General features: G+C 42.4%; 17 protein-coding genes and 1 other RNA gene. 11 read left to right on the plus strand and 7 right to left on the minus strand.

What is annotated here, in order from left to right; genetic code table 11:
- Positions 1-196 precede the first annotated feature (196 nt).
- Positions 197-2140: a TonB-dependent receptor gene (locus tag ACT3S4_RS05790; protein ID WP_444760670.1), complete on the minus strand. Its 1944-nt coding sequence runs from the start codon at positions 2138-2140 to the stop codon at positions 197-199.
- Positions 2141-2588: 448 nt separating this feature from the next.
- Between ACT3S4_RS05790 and ACT3S4_RS05795 the strand changes: the two genes are divergently transcribed.
- Complete coding sequence (locus tag ACT3S4_RS05795) at positions 2589-4556, plus strand: mechanosensitive ion channel family protein (protein WP_201605815.1); 1968 nt, start codon at positions 2589-2591, stop codon at positions 4554-4556.
- Positions 4557-4716: 160 nt separating this feature from the next.
- Here ACT3S4_RS05795 and ACT3S4_RS05800 read toward each other — a convergent pair whose 3' ends face one another.
- The 5 genes from ACT3S4_RS05800 to ACT3S4_RS05820 form a co-directional block, all read right to left on the minus strand.
- A complete protein-coding gene (locus ACT3S4_RS05800; protein WP_444760671.1) occupies positions 4717-5349 on the minus strand; it encodes a DNA-3-methyladenine glycosylase family protein in 633 nt (210 codons plus the stop codon).
- Between the two features lie 161 nt (positions 5350-5510).
- Entirely contained in the window at positions 5511-6242 is a 732-nt protein-coding gene (locus tag ACT3S4_RS05805) for a Smr/MutS family protein (protein WP_055124887.1), read from the minus strand.
- A 64-nt stretch (positions 6243-6306) separates the two neighbouring features.
- The gene (gene trpC / locus ACT3S4_RS05810; protein ID WP_444760672.1) at positions 6307-7185 is read right to left on the minus strand and encodes an indole-3-glycerol phosphate synthase TrpC; all 879 of its coding nucleotides are present in this window, start codon (positions 7183-7185) and stop codon (positions 6307-6309) included.
- 70 nt (positions 7186-7255) lie between these two features.
- Complete coding sequence (trpD, locus tag ACT3S4_RS05815) at positions 7256-8377, minus strand: anthranilate phosphoribosyltransferase (protein WP_444760673.1); 1122 nt, start codon at positions 8375-8377, stop codon at positions 7256-7258.
- Between the two features lie 108 nt (positions 8378-8485).
- Entirely contained in the window at positions 8486-9109 is a 624-nt protein-coding gene (locus tag ACT3S4_RS05820; protein WP_444760674.1) for an anthranilate synthase component II, read from the minus strand.
- 705 nt (positions 9110-9814) lie between these two features.
- On the opposite strand from ACT3S4_RS05820, the gene glnA reads away from it, so the two are divergent.
- Positions 9815-11224, plus strand: a complete 1410-nt coding sequence (gene glnA / locus ACT3S4_RS05825) for a type I glutamate--ammonia ligase (protein ID WP_055124883.1) — start codon at positions 9815-9817, stop codon at positions 11222-11224.
- 194 nt (positions 11225-11418) lie between these two features.
- Entirely contained in the window at positions 11419-12216 is a 798-nt protein-coding gene (locus ACT3S4_RS05830) for a DUF4124 domain-containing protein (protein WP_444760675.1), read from the plus strand.
- A gap of 160 nt (positions 12217-12376) precedes the next feature.
- On the opposite strand, the gene ACT3S4_RS05835 is transcribed toward ACT3S4_RS05830, so the two are convergent.
- On the minus strand, positions 12377-13093 hold the full coding sequence (locus tag ACT3S4_RS05835; protein ID WP_045452937.1) for an SIMPL domain-containing protein: 717 nt from the start codon (positions 13091-13093) through the stop codon (positions 12377-12379).
- Positions 13094-13358: 265 nt separating this feature from the next.
- Here ACT3S4_RS05835 and ffs point away from each other — a divergent pair.
- The 8 genes from ffs (at position 13359) to ACT3S4_RS05875 (ending at position 23773) form a co-directional block, all read left to right on the plus strand.
- Positions 13359-13455, plus strand: an RNA gene (gene ffs / locus ACT3S4_RS05840) — signal recognition particle sRNA small type.
- A 196-nt stretch (positions 13456-13651) separates the two neighbouring features.
- Positions 13652-14248, plus strand: coding sequence for a LemA family protein (locus tag ACT3S4_RS05845; protein WP_444760676.1), 597 nt, complete (start codon positions 13652-13654; stop codon positions 14246-14248).
- A 58-nt stretch (positions 14249-14306) separates the two neighbouring features.
- On the plus strand, positions 14307-17399 hold the full coding sequence (locus tag ACT3S4_RS05850) for a M48 family metalloprotease (protein WP_444760677.1): 3093 nt from the start codon (positions 14307-14309) through the stop codon (positions 17397-17399).
- Between the two features lie 147 nt (positions 17400-17546).
- Positions 17547-18419 (plus strand): hypothetical protein, encoded by an 873-nt coding sequence (locus ACT3S4_RS05855; RefSeq protein WP_443563597.1) that lies wholly within the window; start codon positions 17547-17549, stop codon positions 18417-18419.
- Between the two features lie 107 nt (positions 18420-18526).
- Positions 18527-19636, plus strand: a complete 1110-nt coding sequence (gene serC, locus ACT3S4_RS05860) for a 3-phosphoserine/phosphohydroxythreonine transaminase (RefSeq protein ID WP_443563596.1) — start codon at positions 18527-18529, stop codon at positions 19634-19636.
- 250 nt (positions 19637-19886) lie between these two features.
- The gene (locus tag ACT3S4_RS05865) at positions 19887-21731 is read left to right on the plus strand and encodes an extracellular solute-binding protein (protein ID WP_444760678.1); all 1845 of its coding nucleotides are present in this window, start codon (positions 19887-19889) and stop codon (positions 21729-21731) included.
- Between the two features lie 104 nt (positions 21732-21835).
- Positions 21836-22615: a hydroxyacylglutathione hydrolase gene (gene gloB / locus ACT3S4_RS05870; RefSeq protein ID WP_201601140.1), complete on the plus strand. Its 780-nt coding sequence runs from the start codon at positions 21836-21838 to the stop codon at positions 22613-22615.
- Positions 22616-22705: 90 nt separating this feature from the next.
- Entirely contained in the window at positions 22706-23773 is a 1068-nt protein-coding gene (locus tag ACT3S4_RS05875) for a microcin C ABC transporter permease YejB (RefSeq protein ID WP_201601143.1), read from the plus strand.
- Positions 23774-23777: the final 4 nt, after the last annotated feature.

A 23777-nucleotide genomic window follows, 5' to 3' on the forward strand; every position in this document is an offset into this window, starting at 1 on the left:
TTAGCAGGGCTTTAAAGCCTAAATGCACTACCAGATATTATGGCGCAACACCTCTCGGAGGTCGTTATTGTAATTGATGGCGGTTAATTTGTCACCTATTGGCTGATATAAATGGTAAGTCGACAAGTCATAAAAAAGGCCATCGATTGATGACCTTGATTATTTATATACATGCTATGTTGTGACGCTAAATATTTTAGAACCAGTTATAAGTAAGTGAGCCGAAATAGCTGGTGCCTTCTGTGGCATAGATGTTACCGAACTGGCTTGAAAGCGTATAGTCTTCATCAGTGATATTATCTACCCGCAAGTTAGCGCGAAGATTAGGATTAATATAAACTGCACCGCTTAAATTAAGCAAGGTATAGCTATCAAGTTTATTGTTTTCGGCCGTGACTCTATCATCTGTGTGTTTGGCTTCGAGGCGAACATCGAACATCGGCTGTTGATAACCCACGTAAATCAAACCACTGTTTTTAGGACGGTAGGCGAGCTGTTGATCGTAGCTGGCGCTATTTGCCGTTTTGTCCTTCGCATCTAAGTAGTCATAACCGAGACCAAAGATAAAGTCGTTCATATTCCAGTCTGAAGTCAAACTTAATCCTTTGATTTTCGCTTCACTGATATTTGCCGCATTAGAAATCAGGTCTTCTGCATCGGTGTAATAGCCTGTCAATCGTGATGTTTGAGCATCATTTGCGTATTCAACGAATACTTCGGTGTTTTTCGTTCTTTCGGGTTTAAGGTTGGGGTTACTGAAACCCGGCCAGTATAAGTCATTAAACGTTGGGGCACGAAAACCTGTAGCATAGTTGGCGCCAATTCGCATACCTACCAACGGGCGTATAGCCGCTCCTAAATTGTAGGTACTCTCATTGCCATACTGAGAGTTGTCGTCTAAGCGATAGTTGGCTTGTAGGTCATAATAAGTGTCCGCGAGCTGATAACCAACAAAGGCACTTTTGACCGTTCTGTCGTCGGGGTCATAAGGGGTCTGTACAGGAGGAGTGGTGTCAGGGTAAGGTGGATAGACTAAAACATCTGACGCGTCTAGCTTTTGTGACAACCATTCTGCGCCAACAGTTACAGTACCCGGTTGCGCGTCAATACTGGTCTCTAAACGTGCTTGCTCTTGCGTGGTATCGTACTGACTTCCTTCTTGGTAATTGATAGAGTAGGTGTCATGAGAAGTCGATTTATCGATACTTTGACCATAGCTAAGTTTACTGACTGTTAAAGGCGTTTTATATTGAAGATAAGCATTTGCACTGCCATTTTTTTGATCTGAATAAGCATTTGGAAACGCATTTCCTGCCGAGTCAATATCAGTGGTAGAGTCAGTATACAAGGCGCTCAACCCCGCGCTAAGCGAATCTGAAAGCTTGTGCTGCAATGCCAAACTGGCGTTAGTAGATTTAAAGCCATCATCGTCCGCATTATAATCAACAGATTCGGGGTTGGCTATGACGTTAAAGCCGTCTGTTTCGTTGCGACTGACGCCCAAGCTCATTGATGAAGTTGCATTTTTAAGCTGACCTGTAATGCCTATTTGGTAATGATTGTTACTGCCATAACCAACAGTCGTAGAAACATGGGATTTATCGACACTATTGCCTTTAGTAAAGATTTGAATGACACCGCCCATGGCATCAGAACCATAAATACTAGAACCTGAGGCGCCGTATAAAATCTCAATACGATCAAGTTGATCTGCTGATAATAGATTTAGAGAAGGGCTACCTAAAGAGATAGAGCCATAGCGTATCCCATCGATAATTACCAAGACTTGCTTACTATCAAAGCCGCGCATATAAAAATTACTGGCTGTGCCCATACCGCCACTTTGCGTGATATTAATACCGGGCTGATTCTTTAATACATCAGTTACTGTCTGACCCTGATAACGTTGTAGCTCTTCTTGATCGATTACGCGAGTTTGGGCAATTACATTGCTGGTTTTAGTGGGAGTACGAGTTGCTGTTACGATGATTTCATCAAGCTCAACTTGTGGTAGCTCGCTATCGTTAATAGTAGCAACGTCAGGTGTCACTGCCATTGCTGTGTTAACCGCAAGTAAACCTAGTACGCTCAAGATACTCAAACGAAGGTAGGTACGTGAAGATGAACGTGATAAAGACATAGTCAATTCCAAAATAATCATATTAAAAAATGCAGGGAAAAAAGTAACCATATTGACGTTAATATGGCTAAAAATTACAAAAAACAGTGGACAAGCAAAACTGCGTTCATTATCTACAAAACAGACCGCTTTATAAACCACTTTAACCTAATGTTTATTCACGGTAAGCTGAGTAGTTTTCATGATAGATTGCGGTTTATTCATTTAATGATTGTCACTCTCATTCATAGGAGGTATTTACAAGGAGTGTCGTGAAAGGTGATAAAAAATCAGAAGCCATAAGCAAAGGTGAGAGTAGATAATTCACATAGATGACCATAAAAACGTGTAATCAAAAGCACTGCTGTTATAAATAATTGCTATTATAGGGAAGCACTCATTTGTTCTTCGTTGTACCATTCATAATGCTAAGAGGTTTGTTTTGTCTATTAAGTATCGCCTGATTCCTATGATTCCCAGTCCCGAGTTGTCTTCACCATACTCAACCATCAAAATGCCACTAATGGCAATTTTATTTTTGCTTGTGATGCTGTTGAGTGCGTTGTTGCCCAATAATGCATTTGCTGCTGAAGCTAGCGCACTGGGAATGGGTGGCAGTACCAGTGAGGAGTCGGCGAGTACGCCGATACCAGATTCATTCGGACGCGATACACCGCGCCATACCGTACAGGGCTTCATCAGTGCGTTAGGTGAAAATGACTATCTGCTGGCGAGTAATTATTTAAACTTATCAAAGTCTGACAATCCAACCACAATCGTTCGTCAATTCAAGCAAGCGCTGGATGCAGGCGGGCGTTTTCAGCCTGATTTGCAGATTAATAATACGCCTGAGGGCAACCTAACTGATCAGCTACCGCCAAGCCAAGAAAACGTCGGTGCGATTAATGTGGGTGAAAAAAGTGTGCCACTGATACTTGAAAGAGTGGTATCTAAGCAAGGAGAGCAGTACTGGCAGTTTTCTACAGATACGCTCAGTTCAATACCAGAAGTCATAGAAAATACCGAACCAACGTTAGTGTCTCGCTATACTTTTGATTCCTTAGAAGGCAAAAAGCTGTTTGGTTATCAAGTGGCGGATTTAGCCGCAGCGTTAATGATGACTGTCGGCAGCTTTGTATTTACTTATATCATGGTATGGCTGCTGTACCATCTATTACGCATCGTCTATCCTCGTGTGCGCGGCGTACCATTGCCATTACCTGATAAGGTCGTATTGCCTCTGGCAGTGGTCATCATGGCGCTGATATTGTCAGAAGTGATGGTGTATGCAGGCGTGTCGGTGACGCTACGTGAACCGATCAATCGTTTTACCGAGATTGCATCTTGGCTTGCATTGACTTGGTTGCTGTTACGAGTCATCGATGCCATATTCACTCGTGCGGTAAATTTAAGTTATAAGAAAAATTATACTGAACGTGTCTCAATCTTGGGGCTGCTACGCAAAGTGGTCAAAGCGTTGCTGCTGATCTTTGCCGTGATTGTTATCTTCGGCAATTTGGGTTTTGATTTGACCACGGGTATTGCCGCCTTGGGTGTGGGTGGTTTGGCATTAGCACTGGGTGCGCAAAAAACCATCGAAAACCTTGTTGGTAGTGTCGTGGTCGTGGCGGATTCGCCCGTACGTATTGGTGATTATTGTAAGTTTGGCACTTATGAAGGCACAGTCATTGATATTGGTATTCGCTCATCACGTGTGCGCACCTTGACGCGCACTGTTGTGACTGTACCAAACGGTGATTTCTCATCAATGCAGATTGAAAATTTTACATCCCGCGATATGTTTCGCTTCTTCCATCAGTTATATATTAAACGCACTGCTGATATTGATGTGGTATTTAAGATGGTCAAGGACTTGGATGAGTTTATAGATGAGCATTATTTGACCAACCAAGAATGGAATCAGGTCAATATTTTAGAGCTACGTCAAGACTGCTATATCATTCAATTACAGGCGTATGTTAATGCTAATGGCGTGACTGAATTCTATGACAAACAGAACGTTTTATTTGTTGATTTATTGAACCAAGTGGCGAAATATGATGTCGAGCATGCTTTGCCAACGCAGCAGCTTATTGTCAATCAAACTGAGCTTGAGCATCACATAGAAAACGAAATTGAAGATAAGAATAAGGAAGACAACGTCGCGGAAACGACAAAAGATATGTCAAATGATGACCATACTGATGATGATGCTAGCGACAATAAGGATAACAGCAACGATGATAAGCATGCCGTGGACTTGAGTAAAGATAACGTCAAGACAAATGAAAAGGGCAGCCAGCAAACGACTAAATCCGTAGAGAGTAAAAAAGACAATGCGTTAAAGGCATTGAGAAATAAAAGCCGTATGATAAAGAAAATCAAGTTCAAGTACGCAAAAAGAAAATCTGGCTTTTCTATATGGAATCAGCCATAAAATTATGGATTAAAAACTGTATAAGATAAGCACTTGAGGTAAGTATCAAGCGTTTATCTTATACGATCCACAAAAATTAGAACAGCAAAGAAAACGAGTGCTAGACTAAGCTTAAGCTAAGCGAGTTTGATAAGGTGAATCATCACTTGAGTATTTGGTATTATAAAGGAACAGCGGTTTGATTACGTAATAAGCCGTAGTATGACCATAGCAATAGACTGGCAGCGCTGCGATGTGGCGACCAATCTTGTGTTAGATTCTTTAACTGTTTTGGCGTTGGGCGTTCCGTTAAGCCTAATAACGCCATCGCCGCTACTTTAATTGCTAGATCATCGACCGCAAGTACGTCTGCACGTTTCAGTGAGAATAATAAATACATTTCAGCCGTCCAGATGCCAATACCAGTAACGGCCGTCAGCACTTCTATTGCTTCTTCATCAGGCATAATTTCTAACGCAGCAAAGTCTATATCATGATCGACTAATGAGCGAATATAACGGGTTTTTTGTTTAGATAACCCTTGCGCTCTTAAGTCCTCATCTGTTGCTTTGATAATTGCCTGTGGATTCGTTAAGGCGGCATCAAGTAGTCTTTGCCAAATACTGGCTGCTGCTGCCACAGACAGCTGTTGACCAACCATTGCTCGCATCAACTGCTCAAACCCACCGACATTATGCCGTAGACTGGGCATACCAACTTGTTCATAGATAGACAAAAATCTTGGCTCGATAACAATCAAAGCCATGATATGTTCATGTAGCTGTTGCGTGTTCTCAATGATCTGTATGCTCATAAATGTCCGATCCTAACTTATGCAAATACCGCTATCGTTAGATGTTAAATATAGTGGCTGTAGTAGATAAGGATTAAATAGTGATTTTAAAATGAGCATAACAAAAAGGACTGCCAATAAGCAGTCCTTTTGATTCTTCATACTAACTCTAACACTAAAAATTATTCACCATCAGCTTTAGATTTTTTGAGCAGTACCAATACAGCACCGTTACCACCATCTTTTGGCGGTGCAGAGCAAAATGCCAATACTTCTGGTAGTTGACGCAGCCAACCATTGACGCAGGTTTTTAAAATGGCTTCACTGCCTTTACCATGGACGATTTTTACCATGGTCTCGTTTTTCTGTTTCGCTTGGCTTAGGAGTTGAGTCATGGCCACGCGTGCTTCTTCGATGGTACAACCATGAATATCTACGGCGTCATACCAACGTAGCTTACCTTTTTTAAGCTGATCAAAGATTTTATTCTGCAAAGTCGGCTGTTTGTAAGATAAATAGGCCTCAGCAGCGACAGGGTTGAGTAGTGCTTGCATATCTGACAAGCCAGCTCCCAAATCACTCGCTTCACTACCTTGCGCAGCAGCACGTTTAGACAAGGTGGTCGCATCAGGCTTGCCCGCTTTGCTAGCATTGGCAGGTGAGCGTACGTTTTTGTCTTCAAGCTGATTGACGCCATGCATTGCTTGCATAAACAGAACTTTGTCATCGTCAATATGCTCGCTAGCCATTTGCTTGACAGTCTTGTTTACTTGCTTTTGCGTGGGCAATGATACAGGCTCAGTAGGCTTTTGGTTTTCATCTTCAGGCGAATTGGTATCGCGACCCTTGCTAAGTTGGCCTTTTAGCTCTTTGAGCTGGTCTTGCATTTCTTTTGAAAATAGAGAGTTTGACATAGAAGTTAACGTATCGTTGGTTGATGAATGATTGATTTAAACTGTTCAGTAGACTTAAGCCACTTTACCCGTCTGCTGCGACGCCCGCAAGTAAGGATTGTAACGCTTGTCCAGGATGATCAGTCTTCATGAACTGTTCACCGATTAAGAAGTGCTGAATGTCATTATCTAACATCAAACGAATATCAGCGCTATTATGAATGCCACTTTCGGTGACGATAAGCGGTCTAAGCGTACTATCCACATCAGCCGCCAGTGCGTCGATTAAAATATTTTTTAGATCCAGCGTGGTTTGCAAGTCGACATCGAAAGTATTCAAATCACGATTATTAATACCGTAAATATTATGCGCTGAGCGCGGTAGCTGGAGTGCACGTTCAAGTTCGGCTTTAGTATGGACTTCTATCAATACATCCATACCCAATTCGATACTTAGCGCATGCAGCTCTTGTACTTGGATGTCGTCAAGGCAGGCCATAATGAGTAGAATACAGTCAGCGTCCATCAGATAAGATTGATAGATCTGGTACACATCTATCATAAAATCTTTACGCAGTATCGGTAGGCTTACCGCATTAGCTGCTTGAATAAGATAGCTATCATCACCTTGGAAATAATCGCGATCAGTCAATACAGACAGACAGCTGGCACCTGCTTGCTCGTACTGCTTGGCAAATAGGGCAGGCGCGAAGTTGTGATTGATAACGCCCTTAGAAGGAGAGGCTTTTTTAATCTCAGCGATGATACCAATACCATGCTCTTTAGTGCTAGCCGCTCGCAGCGCCGCCGCGAATCCACGACGTGGTTTGTTATCCGCCGCGACTTGCGCTTGTAAATCTTCAAGAGATAATGCCTCGCGTGCGGCATTTATTTCTTCCACTTTAGTGGCGACAATGCGTTGCAATACGGAAGGAATATCGGTCTTGGTTTCTGTATGAGTCATGCTGGTATCCGAATATCGTTAAATGTAAATAGACAAAATAGCTAGAGTGCACAGTAATGGTGCTTAGCCGTTAAGCAGGAGTCACTAGTTGCTGCGTGTATGTGGCGAGAGACTCAAGCTTGAGTAGAGCATCACCATTCTGAATGACTGTTTGTGCCCGGCTCACACCATTAGCATAGTTGCTGGCAAGTCCTGCGGTATATATGGCCGCGCCTGCATTTAGTGCAATCATATCACGTGCTTTAAGTACAGCACGGTCTTGAGAGTTTTCTCCTGATAGAGCCGCGCGAATCAGCTCAAGACTTTGCGCTGGAGAATCTACATCGAGACCGATAAGGGTTTGTGACTCAATACCTGCATCTTCTGGCATCATCTCATAAACAGATATCTCACCGTCTTTTAATTCAGCGACAGTGGTTGAGGTAGCGAGACTGATTTCATCCAAACCGTCTTTTGCGCCCACAACCATGACATGACGTGCGCCTAAGTTTTTCATGACTTTAGCGATAGGCTCGCACAGCTGAGCGGTAAAGACACCGATCACCAGATTGGGTGTGCCAGCAGGGTTGGTTAATGGTCCTAAAATATTAAAGATGGTACGCGCTTTGAGCTCGCGGCGTACTGGATTGGCATAACGCATCGCACTGTGATGATTGGGTGCAAACAAAAAGCCGATACCTTGGTTTTCGATACATTCTTTAGATTGCTCAGGGGTAAGTGCCAGACTGATACCTGCTTGCTCAAGCAAATCTGAGCTACCAGAGTTGGTAGAGACGCCGCGGTTACCATGTTTTGCCACTTGCGCACCAGCAGCGGCAGCAACCAATGCTGATGCAGTAGAAACGTTGAATAGATTGGCACCATCACCGCCAGTTCCGACGATATCGACTAAGTAATCACAGCCCCGTGGTTCGATATTGGCTGCTAACGCACGCATTGCACTGGCAGAGGCAGTAATCTCATCGATGGACTCACCTTTCATACGCAGACCAGTCAAAATAGCACCCATCATGGCGTCGCTACATCTGCCTTGCATGATAATCAGCATCACCTGATACATCTCATCAAAGGTTAAATCAATGTGCTGAAAAATTCGCCCCAAAGCTGTCGTCAGTAGCGTATGTGTGTCTTCATCAGACAGTTGAGCAATATTAGTTGGGGTAGGGCTTTCATTTGTTTTTGTTGTACTCATTATGATCTCTCTTAATATTTTTATACGTTAATTTTAAATTATCAATAGAATAGGTTTTATTTTAATTTTGTTATTAACCCCTTTTTTAGGACATGCTTTACTAAACTGTTAGCCGACTTGTGGTAGTTCATCTGAAGTTAGGACTGACAAATGATGCGTTTGCAAAAAATTGTTGAGCAGCTGATAACCTGCTTCGCTTAAGATAGACTCAGGATGGAATTGTACCCCTTCTATCGCAAACGTTTTATGACGGATACCCATGATCTCTTCAATACTGCCATCACTGTTTTGTGTCCATGCGGTCAGCTCAAGACAATCGGGCAGGCTGATTTTATCAATGACAAGCGAATGATAGCGCGTGACTTGTACGGGATTAGGCAAGCCTACGAAGACACCTTGGTCAGTATGATAAACGGCGGATAAGCGGCCATGCATGACTTCACCAGCCTTGACCACTTGTCCACCAAATGCTTGTCCAATTGCCTGATGTCCTAGGCAAATACCTAGTATCGGTATCACGCCCTGAAAAGTCTTGATAGCTTCTAGAGAGATACCAGCTTGATCGGGATCGCAGGGACCGGGGCCAATGACGATCGCATCTGGCGCAAGGGTTCTAATATCTTCAATAGTGGTTTGATCGTTACGCCAGACGGTGATGTCCTGCTGTAATTCACCGAAGTACTGTACAATATTGTACGTAAAGCTGTCGTAATTATCGATCATCAGAATCATTAGCGTTCTACTTATTGAGTTCTACTTATGGAGATGGTTATATAACGCCGTTATCTTACCACTATTTTGTAGACTATCAAATGTAGGGTGCAGGCGACCCAAATAAGCGGTGAATAACAATAAATTTTGCTTGTTGGATGACATTCGTTAATATCTTAAACGCACTAAAAAAGTACATTATTTCTATTTATATATTCAATATGCACTAATTTAGTGCAGTCATGCGTTATTAATGACTCTGGATAAATAATTTGTATGACGCCACTGACGATAAATCTACGGCTGAAATAGTTTCAAAGATATTATAAGTTGCTGTAATTATTATTAATAACTATCCTTTTATCCTCTATATTTTCAGCGTTATAAAAAACTGGCATAGCCTTTGCATTATTACTGTTATGATTATCTTTGGTGATAAAGTGGTTCAATAATTATTATTAACGAGTGCCTGAAGAGTTCAGCATAATGAGTGATATGTTGTTAGAATAATATCGAACCAAAACACTGGCGGGTCTTATTAAGCGCATAACTCAGATGACTATCTTGACTAATAATATTGACAGTGCTGAGAATAAGCATAATATTAAACAAGATATTTAGCGCTAAACGCAGCGCTGACTGTTATCAAACCAGAGATTTTTAACCAACAGATTGTACTTATAATTTCAAATCGCAATAACCTAATCAACACAACGGAGACTATTTATGTCGAACAAACTACTAGATCTTATCCAATCCTCTAATGCTAAATGGGTTGATTTTCGCTTCACTGATACACGTGGTAAAGAGCAACATATCAGCTTTCCAGCGCATAGCGTTGACGAAGAAGTGATGGAAGATGGCAAGATGTTTGATGGCTCATCTATTGCTGGTTGGAAAGGTATCGAAGCGTCAGATATGATCTTGCGTCCTGATCCAGAGACGGCTTTTCTTGACCCGTTCTTTGATTCACTTACCGTAGTTGTTACTTGCGATATTATCGAGCCATCAACGCTACAAGGTTATGATCGTGACCCACGTTCTATTGCGCGCCGCGCCGAAGAGTACTTAAAGTCAACGGGCATTGGTGATACTGCTTATTTTGGTCCTGAGCCTGAGTTTTTTATATTTGATGATGTGAAATGGTCAATTGATATGTCTGGCGTTAGCCACAAGATCACAGCCGAAGAAGCGGCATGGTCGACTAATAATGACTATGAGTGGGGCAACATGGGACATCGTCCACGTGTTAAAGGCGCTTACTTCCCAGTACCACCAATCGATAGCTCGCAAGACATGCGCTCTGTTATGTGTGAGCGTTTAGAAGAAATCATCGGTGAAGGCTGTGTCGAAGTTCATCACCATGAAGTTGCGCCTTGCCAGTCAGAAATTGGTGTCGCTTTCAATACGTTAGTCAAAAAAGCCGATGAAGTACAGCAGCTAAAGTATGTTGTGCATAATGTTGCGCATCAGTTTGGCAAAACGGCTACCTTTATGCCAAAACCAATCGTTGGTGACAACGGTTCAGGCATGCACGTGCATATGTCAATCTCCAAAGATGGTGTCAATACTTTCTCAGGTGATGAATATGCGGGTCTTTCTGAATCTGCACTGTATTTCATCGGTGGTATTATCAAGCATGCGCGTGCGTTGAATGCGATTACCAACCCATCGACTAATAGCTATAAGCGCCTAGTACCGCATTATGAAGCGCCTATCAAACTTGCGTACTCAGCGTCTAACCGCTCAGCGTCTATCCGTATTCCACATGTTAGCAGCCCAAAAGCGGTACGTGTTGAAGCACGTTTCCCTGATCCAGCGGCCAACCCATACTTAACGTTTGCAGCGTTACTAATGGCAGGTCTTGATGGTATTCAAAATAAAATACATCCAGGTGAAGCGGCTGACAAAAACTTGTATGACTTACCACCAGAAGAAGAAGCACTCATCCCAACCGTTGCGGAGAGCTTAGAAGTTGCACTACAAGCCTTGCGTGATGATCACGAGTTCTTATTAAAAGGTGATGTATTCACTGAAGACATGTTAGAGGCGTTCATTGCCTTGAAAGAAGAAGAAGTGCAACGTGTCAATGTAACCGTGCATCCAGTTGAGTTTGACTTATACTACAGCTGCTAATTTATAGCTAAAACACTCAGTTATTTTGAGACGTAAAAAAACCAGCTAAGTTATTCTTAGCTGGTTTTTTTATGTCTCAATAATAATTTGCTAAATCAACGGATCTGTCCTCTTTGAAATTATTACTGATTTAACACCCAAAGTATCGCATAATAGATATTCATAATATTAGGTACTCATTAGGTTGACTGACTATGACTTCATTATCAAAACCGGTTTTTTCAAACAGTAAGTTAGGGTTAGCACTGATTGCTGCTACGATGGTTAGTATGGCAACTCTCTACGCCCCTTTGGCAAATGCTGCGCCTATTTATAAAGTTATTGACGAAAAAACAGGTCAAGTCACCTTTACCGATCGCCCGCAAAATTATGAGCAGCAAGCAGGTAAACAAATCAGCCAAACGGGTGTCACGACGAAAGAAAGTCGCGTCAGCTCAAGTAACAGTGATAACGCGAGTAGTACGCCTCCTTCTAGTAATGTTAATACTACTACGCAAAATACTGCTGCTAAAAATAGCCCTGTCGCCAAACCAGCCGTCAATTACCAGCTTGCTATTGCTGAACCAAGCGCAGAGCGTGCATATCGTCGTCCAGCACAAAGCATTGATATCAAGGTGCAAGTTAAGCCGGACTTACAAGCAGGTGATAGTGTCAGTATTTATTTGGATGGTAATGAAGTCGCGCAAGGTCTCAGTGCATCGATTGCAACGGTAGATGTTTTACCAGGATCGCATAAGATAAAAGCCGTGTTGAAAAATGAGAAAGGTCAAACACTCAAACAAGTAGAGCGTACGGTTTATGTGATTCAAAACAATACAACATTGCAAAATAATAAGAAAATCGCGCAACAGCTTTTAACTTATCAGAATCTACCTTGGTATCAAAAAGTGCTGTTAAAAATGCGTCAAGAGGGCAAACAACCGAATATGCAATCATTTACTAAGCCTATAGTGGATAAACCCATGACGCTTGAGCAACCAGTGACAAATTGACTTGTAGTTAATGTGTCAATCATGGATAAGTATAAGAACCCATACAAAGTAGAGTAACTTTATAAGTTAATTTCTTCTGTATAAACATAAAGGCAAGCGCTGATTGCAGCGCTTGCCTTTATGTTTATCAGGATATTTATTAATTCTATGTATTTACAGCTTATTTAGTCAATTCAATCGTACCATTAGCAGTCACTGAGATAGTGCTATTGCCAGATTCAAAACTTTGGCTAGGTACTGATTCGTCTGCTGCGCCTGCTTTCATGCTCATAGCACTATACATCGGACGTGGGTAGTTGCTACCTGTATTTAAATTCACATTGACCACACGATAGCCACGAGCATCCCAAGCACGTGTTAGGTTTTTAGCTTGTTGCTGAAAGGCACGAGACGCATTGGTCATCAGCTTTTGCTCAAGCGCATCCTTCTTGGTATCTGAGACACCAAAGTTCAGATTGTCCATCACCAACGTTTCTTGTAGGTCAGCGATGAGTTGGCTGGTTGCTGCAAAGTCGGTGCTCTTTAAATCGATGTTTGCTTGTCCTGTCCAGCCAATGATTTTGTCATTTTTATCATAGCGAGGGTAGGTGCGCTGTTGTCCGGTACTCACGGTGACCGTTGGATAGCGCTTAGCAATTTTCATGGCATTATTAATTGAGGTGTTGAGCGTTGTCGCTAGAGTTTTAGAATCCGTTGCCTGCGCTTTTTTATATAAGCTGGCTCGTACTTCATCATTCTGGATTTCTTCTTTTACTTCTGTCTGAAAAGTAAGCTGATCGTAGCCTGTTGGTTCTGCATGCGCGCTACCCATCATGGCTGTGAGTAAAAATGCAGTACCAGTCGTTAGAGCGGCTTTATTAAGTAAAGTGGTTTTCATAATGATCTCCTGAGTGAGTTATATCAATAGTATTTAGGTGAGCCATACCATAGGTAAGACTCGCCTTATTATGAGAAGCTGTCCATTTTAGTTATTAGTTGATACCGAGTATGCTCAGCTTCCTCAACTAAAATAGCAAAATTTAACAGGCTCGCTGTGAGAATTTTGTCACCTAAGTTACAGGGCGTTTTGAGGTAATAGAAAGAGTTTTACGATAGGGGTTGTAATATTTAAAAATTCTTGTATAATTTGCAACTGGTGGCTCCATTGGTAGCCTCGCAACATTGTTCTATGAACCCCGCCAGGACCGGAAGGTAGCAACGGTAATAGCCACAGTGTGTGCCGAGGATTTGCTTTTGGAGTCGCTTTTTTTTGCCTAAAATTTGATAACTATTTTAATATTTAATTAGAAATGCTCATTTGATCTATTAAGCCCTTCATTGCAAAGGGCTTTTTTTCGACCTTTTTTTGTCCGATTTTGACCTTTGATTGATTAATATGGGTTAAAATACAATGTATTAACTTTTATTAACATTCTGGACACTTTAGGGTTTTCTTATGAAGATGTTTGTTTGGTTGTTCATTGCCTTCGTGCTACTAGTGATTGTGTTTGGCGTATCTATATTTAATAAATTGGTACGCGCTCGCAACCAAGCGAAAAATGGTTTTGCGCAAATAGATGTACAACTGAAGCGCCGTCATGATTTGATTCCAAATTTGGTTGAAACCGCTAAACGCTATCTAACGCATGAAGAAGAGACGCTGACCCGTGTGATTAGTGCACGTAATCACGCGCAAAGCTTGCAAGACTCCAATACACATCAGCCAGACTCGCTTGAGCATATGGCGCTATTTGCCAAAGCTGAGAGTATGCTGTCTAAAGCGTTAGGGCAGTTTTCAGCGGTTGTGGAAGCTTACCCTGAGCTAAAGACGGACAGCATGATTAAAGAGTTGATGGATGAGCTGACCAATACTGAGAACCGCATTGGCTTCGCCCGTCAGCACTATAATGACAGCGTGATGTTCTATAACAATGACCGCGAGGTATTTCCCAACAATCTTATTAGTACGACTTTTGGCTTTCGCCCGTTAAGCCTGCTAGTTTTTGAAGACAGAAAGGTGATCGCTCAAGCACCTGTCGTCAGTATGGGCTGATATTGAATTATATTCATATGTTCAGATGCGTTTAGCTATTTTTAAGTCAGGCATATAGATGGATTTTTTTGGTGAACAACGCACCCTTACCCAGCGAAGTCTGTTGCTCTATGGGCTATTTTTTCTCATTGTCTTTGCCCATCTGGCAGTAGCGCTGGGTATCATGGCGCTGCTGCTAACGATATTTACTGGTGGCATCTATCATTGGGTGTTGATACTGGTTGCTATCTGGACAATCAGTAGCTTTGTGATCGGTAGTTTTTTAGAGTACAGACGTTTAGAAGCCGGTGGTCGCGCTATTGCTCAGCGTGTGGGCGGGGTTCGGCTGTTTATCGACCACAGCCAAGACGCGTGGGAGCATAGTCAAGGGGTTGCCCATCAGCATGGGCCTATACCAAAGGTTCGTTTCAGCGCCCACCATATCGCCGTGCGTGATGAGCGAGACTTCCCGCCTGTCTACCGTCGTTATTATGAGATTGCCCAGCAGCTAGCCATTGCTTCGGGTGTACGTATGCCGATTCTGTATGTACTGCCTGATGAGCAAGGTATTAACGGCTTCGTTGCTGGTCGTCATAGTCAAGATATGGTATTGGTCGTCACTCAAGGCGTGCTTGATAAGCTGTCCGATGAGGGGCTGTATGGGCTGATAGGGCATGAATATGGTCATATCTTGCATGGTGATGCGACGTTTAATTTGCAACTGATGGTGGTGCTGGCAGGTTTGCAATTACTCTATGACTGGAGTGATTCTATTAATAATTTTGGCGCTGGTAATCAACACAGTTATCAGAATAGCCATAACAACCATTTTGATGATGCGGTCAATCGACGCAATCTTCTGTCACAAAGAGCCGTCGATAGCCATGCGCGTAGCACTGAATCTCAAACCGCCAATTTTACCACCCATAGTGAATGGGTAAGCTATTGGCAAAGTCAATCACAAAGCCAGCAGTCGTCAGCTAAGAGCCAGTCACGATGGCTACAAAATAATAATAAGTTCGATAGTCAAGCACCGCGCAATATTTGGACGTTGTTAATACATGGATTGAGTTTTTCGAGTATGGCCAGTGCGCAACTGATTAAACACAGCTTTAATCGCCAGCGTGAATTGCTTGCCGATGCGACAAGCGTGCAGCTGACACGCTCGCCGGCTATTATGGAAACCTTACAAGCCATTCATCAAGATTCGCTTGGTTCGCGCTTAACCAGTATCGCCGATATCAATGGTCTTAGTCATTTCTTCTTTGCCAGTAGTGGTGCTGATTTGGGTGACGTCTCTTGGTTTGCCACCCATCCGAGCTTGGCTGAGCGAATGAGTGCCATTAATGCCCAAGCTTATGATGATTTTGCGGTAAAAGTGGCTAAAGAAAAGCGCATAAATCAACAGAAAATAAAAGAGATATATGAGCAGCGGCGATTAGGGGATTGGGGCGTCATAAAAGCAAATAGCCTAAGCAAAAATAAACAAGAAAAAAATACCCAATCATCAATATTTGAAACTCAATCAGGATTAGATAACAATAAAAGCAATAACGATAAAAGCCTTACTAATAACAGCAATGATGTTATAGACAAAGAAACTACTGCTTTTCCTGCAAATGAAATAAAGAATGAGTTGGACGAAGATAAGGGGCTAGAATTTGTTATCGAGAAAGATGTCGTTGTTGCAGGACGTTTACAGGTTCAAGCGCAAAATACCGGTATTCATCAGTTGCTCAAGCCATGGCAAGCAAAACCTGATAGCGATTTGCCATCGGATACATTGATTGGTATCGACGATAGACAAAAAGTTTCACTGCCGCAGTATATACTCAATCACAGTTATCACCCGCTCGGGGCGCAAGCTTTGATTGAAGCAGTTATGTTGTGCCATCAAGGTCGTATATTAGCAACGACTGAGAGTTATGACTTGACTGATATCTGGCTTGGAATTGCTAACGATAAAGCGTCTGCTGCTGAAATCAATAATAACGCTAGCGCTAATATTAGCAGCCACCCCCAATTTTTAGCGCATACGATAGATCATAGATTATTAGCAGCAGTGGCACATCTTGATAGGCGTTTAGACAACGCATTGATTGCATTGGCAATAAAGCAATTGAATCAGCATAACCTGTCAGAAACTGCTATCAATGAATCACGCTTAAGATATGAAGCGAGTCATAGCAATCAAGATCATCAACATTATGTGCAGCAAAAAAAGTGTCGTACAATGCTGATGCGCTATCAACAGGGTATCATTGAGCTATTTGAGCACTACCTAACGGCGGATTTAAGTCAACATTTCGCTGATAACATAGCCAGTGAAGATGGTGCTATGGATAAAATTAAGCCAGTATCAACGCACTCAGGAAAAATCGACTCTCGGTTGCCACCGATTTTATCATTATGGCAAGCGCTACAGTTGCAGCAATTATTACCTATATTGTCTACTGTATTGAACGAGGAACACGTGCATGCTCAGCCTCAGCTATTATGGTTATGGCAGCAAACATTGCAAGCGGGTAGAGATGATATTTATGACCAGCTTGACCCTTCAGGACAGGTATTTGATGGTCTCGATGTTGCCGCGAAAGCAATGCTTATTTTATTGGCTTATCGCCTATCAAAAGATGTCAAGGGTCAGGTCGTATCAGCACTAGATAGCTCAGTACACATTTCAGCACCTACTTCAGTACTCGGCTATAATAATGACAGTGTTGCTCACTATCTTGTGGATTTGCGGCGTCATGCACGTTTGATTGATATTGACTTAGCCGCTGTTAGTGACGCAAATTTGCAATGGCTACTATTGACTGCGCAAAATATAAATAGTATCCAGTTATTGGCAGTGATAGAAGCGGTGCCTATTTTTATAGCGCCTGCCAGTCAGTCGTCTGCATCAGAAGCCAAACGTAATGATAATTATCGACAGAGGCAACAGGGCAGCGATCAAATAGATTATAATGCTCATAGACAAGACGGCAATGCAGATAGTGTAGATAAGGCGGGCAATGATAGTCTGCGCCATTCTTATGCTTATCATACTTACCAGCAATGGCTGAGCACATTGCATACGGTGATGTTACACGATACGATAGTCAGTCAAGATGAATATGATTGCTTGTCCATGTTAGCCAATCATTGGTTAGGCGTTCGGCAGCTTTTTTGAACAATATCATTGACGGCATTTAAGTATTCTTTTTTAAATTGAATGGACTATATTTTTAATCCTTTTTTTTAACATCGTTCTCTAATATTGTTCCTTGCCATTAAAAGTCAGTAAATCCATTTTAGATAAGTAGGATAGTAAATAAGCATGAGTGATATCCAAGACCCGCTAATTGTATTGCAGCAGCGCCAGATTTTAGCGATGATGGGTATCAATCAGTGGGTGCAGCCGAGCTCTAAGACATTGAGTATCGCAGGTATTTCTGCGCCTGCTCTGCTCGAGCAGACTACAGCTAATCCAATTTTAGCTAATCCTAGTATTTCTTCTGCGATTACCACTGAACAGCCAAGTATTGAATCTTCTAATATTGAATCCCCAAATATTAATGCCATATCAGATATGGTAGATGATGAGTCTATCAACCATTATTATAATGACGCTAATGATACAGATTTAAGCTATTCTGACCAGCAAAGCCCTGTTACTTATAGTTTTGACTCGACTACTCCTAATGCCCTTAATATCTCTAAGCCAGCCGTTACCTCCTTTGTAGATACTGTTGTACAGCAAGCTTCTATTACTGATATAAATAAAGCTTCGAGCTTTGAAAATGGCAGTTTTAAAGAAGAGGGCTTTCAAGAGGAAAGCTTTAAAAAGGTAGCACCCTTTGATTTACAAGGTGGTCGTTATGGTGATTGGGTGATTTTGGTGGATATCCAAGCACTTAATCATGACAGCCAAAAACTGTGGCAAAATATCACCCAAGCGTTATCCATCAGTTGTGAGACGACATCGTTCCCTATCTGTGAAGGTATGGATACGGCTGAGCTTGCCAATGCCAGTCTTGCTGGATACGTCTTTAAAATCGGCCGTAGCGAAGAGATAAAAATTGCCGCATTGACAGTGTTGCCTGACGGTCTTGAACATCCTAGCGTGACTACTGTGCCCACACTCGATGAGATGCTTGCTGATAGTAGCCTTAAACGTCAGCTTTGGGAGCAGTTATCGAGTCACAGTTAAAGGCTTACCACTTACTATGATAGAGATTAAAAAATAACGATAAAATTCACCTTCAACATTCAACCTTTAATAACCACGATGACTTCATCATATTTAGGATATTGATTATGACCACTAAAGCCGCTCCTAACCGCGTACCCAATTTTTCAGCGGGACCTGCTACTATACCAACGGCCGTATTATCACGCGCTCAAGAAGAGTTGCTTGATTGGCAGGGACGCGGCATGTCGGTCATGGAAGTGAGTCACCGTAGTAAAGAATACATCGCGATTACCGAAAAAGCCGAAGCCAAATTGCGCTCGTTGATGGAGATTCCAGATAACTATAAAGTGCTGTTTTTACAAGGTGGCGCTAGCTTACAGTTTTCAGCGATTCCATTAAACTTGCTAAATAGTGGGCGCGCAGACTATCTAACGACGGGTGCATGGTCTGGTAAAGCGGTCAAAGAAGCACAGCGCTATGAAAAGCTTGGTCTTGGTGAAGTGAATCAGGTCGCAACGGGTAAAGACAGTAGCTTTACTGACGTACCAGCCCAAAGCGAATGGAACCTGAGCGAAGATGCCGCCTATTTCCATTACTGCGCTAACGAAACCATTCATGGTTTGCAAATATTTGAGCCGCCACAAGTCGATGCACCAATTGTCGTCGATATGTCTTCTTGTATTTTGTCACAGCCCATTGATGTCTCTAAATTTGGCATGATTTACGCAGGTGCGCAAAAAAATATCGGGCCAGCAGGTCTGATTATCGTGATTATCCGTGAAGACCTATTGGGTCAAGCGAGTGAATGGTGCCCACTGCTGATGAACTATGAGCACCAAGCTGAAAAAGAATCCATGTCAAACACACCAGCGACGTATTCTTGGTATTTAGCAGGACTAGTGTTTGATTGGTTAGAGGAGCAGGGCGGCGTCGCTGCTATTGGCAAAATCAACCAACAAAAAGCCGATTTACTCTATAAAACAATTGATGATAGCAGCTTTTATAGCAATCCAGTTGATCCCAAATATCGCTCTATCATGAATGTGCCTTTTACCTTAGCCGACAGCTGCCTTGATAAAGTATTCTTAGAAGAGTCGGAAGCGGCAGGCTTGATGAATCTAAAAGGTCACCGCGATGTGGGCGGTATGCGTGCCAGCATTTACAATGCAGTGTCATTAGATTGGGTGCAGCAGTTGGTTGACTTTATGATTGCGTTTGAGAAAAAACACGCATAAATTATGCATAGACTTTAAAATAAAAGACGCAACTTTTATAAGCTGCGTCTTTTTTTATACGCGTTAGTATTCTTTTAAGATAAATGATGCATCATGTAGCAACTCTAACACTGCAAACCATTAGGTTAAAAAACCTAAGTTTGTTATGATAAAATTCCGCAGTACTCACTCTTTTCAATTATATGGTAGCACTTAAGTAAAATTTCATCATATTCATTGGGCTCGCACAAGGGTTTGTTATAACTTTATTATGATAAAAAATACCATGCTAAAAGCCGTCTTGTTAGTGGCAACATTAGGAGCAATGGCGAGCTGGATGCCTGCCAGTATCGCGGCGCCAATCACCACGACTGCGCTTGGTCATAATAGTACCACTGAGTATATTGACGTGCCCTTTATGCCTTATGCCAACCCAAAGGCACCGACAGGCGGTACATTATCACTTGAGGCGCGTGGTACTTTTAACGCGGCCAATAAATGGATGACCACAGGTGTGGCGATGGTTGGCACCGATTATCTATATGACACCTTGATGACTGGCTCATTAAATGAAGCCTTTACCATGTATCCGCAGCTGGCAACCAAAGTAACTTATGATCCCGACGATACTAGTTGGATTATTTACCATATTAATCCTGCTGCGCGCTTTTGGGACGGAACGCCGGTCACCAGCAGTGACGTCAAAGCGACTTATGATGCACTGTTAAATAAAGGTCCGATGTATATTCGCAGCTATTTGGGTGATATTAAAAATATTGAAATTATTAATAAGCAACAAGTAAAATTCATCTTTAACTCTGATGACAATAAAGAGATTTTATTAACCGTCGGACAGTTTCCTATTTTTGCTAAGTCCTCTATCGATACGGATTTTGAAAAAATAACGTTGACGCCATTGACGGGCAGTGGACCTTATAAGTTAGGACGTGTCGATGCAGGGCGCTCGGTCAGCTATGTGCGTGATCCCAATTATTGGGGTCGTGATTTGATGGTCAATCGCGGTCGTTATAACTTTGATATGATTAAGTTTGTTTATTATCAAAGCGATGAGATTGCTTTTGAAGGTTTTAAGTCTGGTCAATATCGTTTTCGCCCTGAGAATAAAGCGTCGAACTGGGCAACGGGTTATAACTTTCCTGCAGTCAAGGCAGGGATGATTAATAAAGAAACGATCAGCAGCGAAAACCCAGTACCAATGCAAGGTCTGGTCATGAGTATGCGACGTCCCATCTTTCAAGATATTCGCGTTCGCCAAGCACTGAGCAAGGCTTATGACTTTGAGTGGATGAATAAGACCTTGTTTCATGGGCAGTATGAACGCTTACAGAGTTTCTTTCATGGCTCTGAGCTTGCCGCAACAGGGATGCCGTCTGCTGAAGAAATGCGGGTGCTTACGCCTTTAATACCTAAGCTTGAGCCGCTGCAACGTCAAGCCGTATTAATGGAGTGGCAATTGCCGACCAGTGACGGTAGTGGCTTTAACCGTAAAGAGTTACTAGAAGCACGGCAGCTGTTGCTAGATGCTGGATTTTATTATAACGATATGAAGCTATATCAGCCCAATGGACAACTTGCTCAGATTGAGGTTTTAATGATGGGCGATACTATGGGTCGGGTGCTGCTGCCATATATTCGAAATCTAAAGCGCTTGGGATTTGATGCCACGTTACGTCAAGTCGACGGACCACAATATTATGAGCGGGTACGCCGTTTTGACTACGACATGATAGTTGATAAATTTGCTCAGAGTTTATCCCCTGGTGCAGAACAAGTTGGCTTTTGGGGTAGCTCAGCGGCTGACCAAGCGGGTAATAGAAATACTATCGGCATCAAAAACCCAGAGATTGACGCGGTGATAGAGCAGCTTGGTAATGCTAAAACTCGCGACGATACTATATTATATACTCAGGTGCTCGATCGCCTACTACGTGCTGGTCATTATTTAGTGCCTTTATACGGCAAATCAGCGACCAATGTCGCCTATTGGGATCAATATCGTCATACTGAAAAACTGCCCTCTAATGCCATCGGTATTGACTACTGGTGGACGGACAAAGAAGCAGAAGCACGTGTTAACCAATACTTGAAGCAATGATTTAGAACAATGAATGAAATAACGCTGCATCTTAAAATTTTATTTCGTTTAAAAAATCAATAAAAGACATCAGCAATAAAGATAACTACTGGTAAGGATTTAATATGACTATCCGCATTCACCCAATCAAAGCGTTCAATGATAATTATATTTGGACATTGATTAATGAAAATAATAAACAGGCGATCGTTATTGATCCTGGTCAAGCTGAGCCTGTCATGAGTTATTTGGAAGAAAATAAATTAGAGCTGACGTCTATCTGGACGACTCATCATCATCATGACCATATCGGCGGTGTCGCAGAACTGCAAGAGTCTTATCCGATGACGCATCTGGTTGCGCATACTGAGCATAATGTCGATGAAGATCAGACCATCAAAGATGGTAGTACCGTCAGTGCTTGGGGCTGTGCAGCACAAGTATGGGATGTGTCCGGTCATACTGCTAGCCACGTGGCTTATATTTTGGATATTGACGGGCTTAAACATTGCTTTTGTGGCGATACCTTATTTAGTGCTGGATGCGGACGGGTATTTACGGGGACGATTGAGCAATTACACAACAGCTTTAAGCGTTTAAATGGTTTGCCAGCTGAGACGCTGCTATATCCTGCGCATGAATACACTGCCAGTAATCTGCGCTTTGGACTATCTATTGAACCTACTAATGAAGCAATGCAGCAAACTCTGGTTCAAGCAGAAGAAAAAACCGCCCAAGGTATTCCGACGTTGCCAGTCACTCTAGAACATGAGCGCGCAGTCAATGTGTTTTTACGGACGCAAGAGCCGAGTGTGATAGCAGGGGTGAAGTCTAAAGCAACTATCGATGATGATAAATCTTTGGCTGTATTTGCTGCGTTACGTGAGCTTAAAAATAGCTTTTAAACCATAACGGGCGCTTCGACTGACGTTTTGATAGTTATTAGCTGCGTATTCTTTCTGTCGTCATATTTATTATCTTAGGAAGCCACCGTTATGGGTCGTTATATCTTAAAAAGGTTACTGCTGATATTACCGACGCTTTTTTTGATATTGCTCGCAAACTTTGTGATTGTACAAGCAGCGCCTGGTGGTCCTATCGAGCAGCAACTGGCGCTTATTGAGCAAGGTGAAAAAGACAATGCGCTTGGCGGTAATATTGGCGCGGGTAGTGCGGGAAATAACAGTACCTATCAAGGTACGCGTGGCTTATCTGAGGAAATGGTTGCAGCGATTAATGCCCAATACGGCTTTGATAAATCGGCACCTGAGCGCTTTTGGCTCATGTTAAAGAATTACGCTCAGCTAGATTTCGGTGAGTCTTTTTTTAAAGGACAGTCGGTAACAGATTTAATTATCGAGAAATTACCCGTTTCTATCTCGCTTGGACTCTGGAGCACGCTGCTGATTTATATGATAGCGATTCCACTAGGTATCTATAAAGCCATGCATCATGGCTCGGGGATTGATAAAGTTACTGCTATGCTACTGGCTATCGGGCATGCAATACCCGTTTTCGTATTTGCCGTTATATTACTGGTGTTTTTTGCCGGTGGTAGCTACTGGAATATCTTTCCACTGCAAGGCTTGACCTCTGAGAACTTCGATCAATTAAGCGCGCTGGGTAAAATCAAAGATTACTTTTGGCATTTAGCGCTGCCGCTGCTGGCAAGTACGATTGGCGGTTTTGCGGGCTTGACTTATTTGACTAAGTTTAGCTTTTTAGAAGAGCTGGGTAAGCAATATGTGCTCACCGCCCGTGCCAAAGGCTTGGGTGAGCGTCAAGTGTTATACGGGCATGTTTTCCGTAATGCCATGCTGATTATTATCGCGGGTATTCCAGCGGCTATCGTTGGCATTTTCTTTGCCGGAAACTTCTTAATCGAGATTATTTTTAAACTTGATGGTTTGGGGTTGTTAGGTTTTGAAGCCATTCAGCAGCGCGATTATCCGGTGATATTTGGTACATTGTTTATTTTTACCTTGGTCGGACTGTTATTACAGTTAATCAGTGATTTGAGTTATCACTTAATTGATCCTCGTATTGATTTTGAGGGGCGCTAATGTC

It is taken from the genome of Psychrobacter sp. AOP30-A2-5 (assembly GCF_052378115.1).
In the GTDB taxonomy this organism is placed as follows: domain Bacteria; phylum Pseudomonadota; class Gammaproteobacteria; order Pseudomonadales; family Moraxellaceae; genus Psychrobacter.

Bases quoted from the DNA above. Each gene is read 5' to 3' on its own strand.
- ACT3S4_RS05875 (WP_201601143.1), top strand. From the start codon at position 22,706: ATGGGTCGTTATATCTTAAAAAGGTTACTGCTGATATTACCGACGCTT.
- ACT3S4_RS05805 (WP_055124887.1), bottom strand. From the start codon at position 6,242: ATGTCAAACTCTCTATTTTCAAAAGAAATGCAAGACCAGCTCAAAGAG.
- glnA (WP_055124883.1), top strand. From the start codon at position 9,815: ATGTCGAACAAACTACTAGATCTTATCCAATCCTCTAATGCTAAATGG.
- ACT3S4_RS05850 (WP_444760677.1), top strand. From the start codon at position 14,307: ATGGATTTTTTTGGTGAACAACGCACCCTTACCCAGCGAAGTCTGTTG.
- ACT3S4_RS05835 (WP_045452937.1), bottom strand. From the start codon at position 13,093: ATGAAAACCACTTTACTTAATAAAGCCGCTCTAACGACTGGTACTGCA.
- ACT3S4_RS05795 (WP_201605815.1), top strand. From the start codon at position 2,589: ATGATTCCCAGTCCCGAGTTGTCTTCACCATACTCAACCATCAAAATG.
- ACT3S4_RS05800 (WP_444760671.1), bottom strand. From the start codon at position 5,349: ATGAGCATACAGATCATTGAGAACACGCAACAGCTACATGAACATATC.
- gloB (WP_201601140.1), top strand. From the start codon at position 21,836: ATGACTATCCGCATTCACCCAATCAAAGCGTTCAATGATAATTATATT.
- ACT3S4_RS05830 (WP_444760675.1), top strand. From the start codon at position 11,419: ATGACTTCATTATCAAAACCGGTTTTTTCAAACAGTAAGTTAGGGTTA.
- ACT3S4_RS05855 (WP_443563597.1), top strand. From the start codon at position 17,547: ATGAGTGATATCCAAGACCCGCTAATTGTATTGCAGCAGCGCCAGATT.
- trpD (WP_444760673.1), bottom strand. From the start codon at position 8,377: ATGAGTACAACAAAAACAAATGAAAGCCCTACCCCAACTAATATTGCT.
- serC (WP_443563596.1), top strand. From the start codon at position 18,527: ATGACCACTAAAGCCGCTCCTAACCGCGTACCCAATTTTTCAGCGGGA.
- ACT3S4_RS05790 (WP_444760670.1), bottom strand. From the start codon at position 2,140: ATGTCTTTATCACGTTCATCTTCACGTACCTACCTTCGTTTGAGTATC.
- ACT3S4_RS05865 (WP_444760678.1), top strand. From the start codon at position 19,887: ATGATAAAAAATACCATGCTAAAAGCCGTCTTGTTAGTGGCAACATTA.
- ACT3S4_RS05820 (WP_444760674.1), bottom strand. From the start codon at position 9,109: ATGATTCTGATGATCGATAATTACGACAGCTTTACGTACAATATTGTA.
- trpC (WP_444760672.1), bottom strand. From the start codon at position 7,185: ATGACTCATACAGAAACCAAGACCGATATTCCTTCCGTATTGCAACGC.
- ACT3S4_RS05845 (WP_444760676.1), top strand. From the start codon at position 13,652: ATGAAGATGTTTGTTTGGTTGTTCATTGCCTTCGTGCTACTAGTGATT.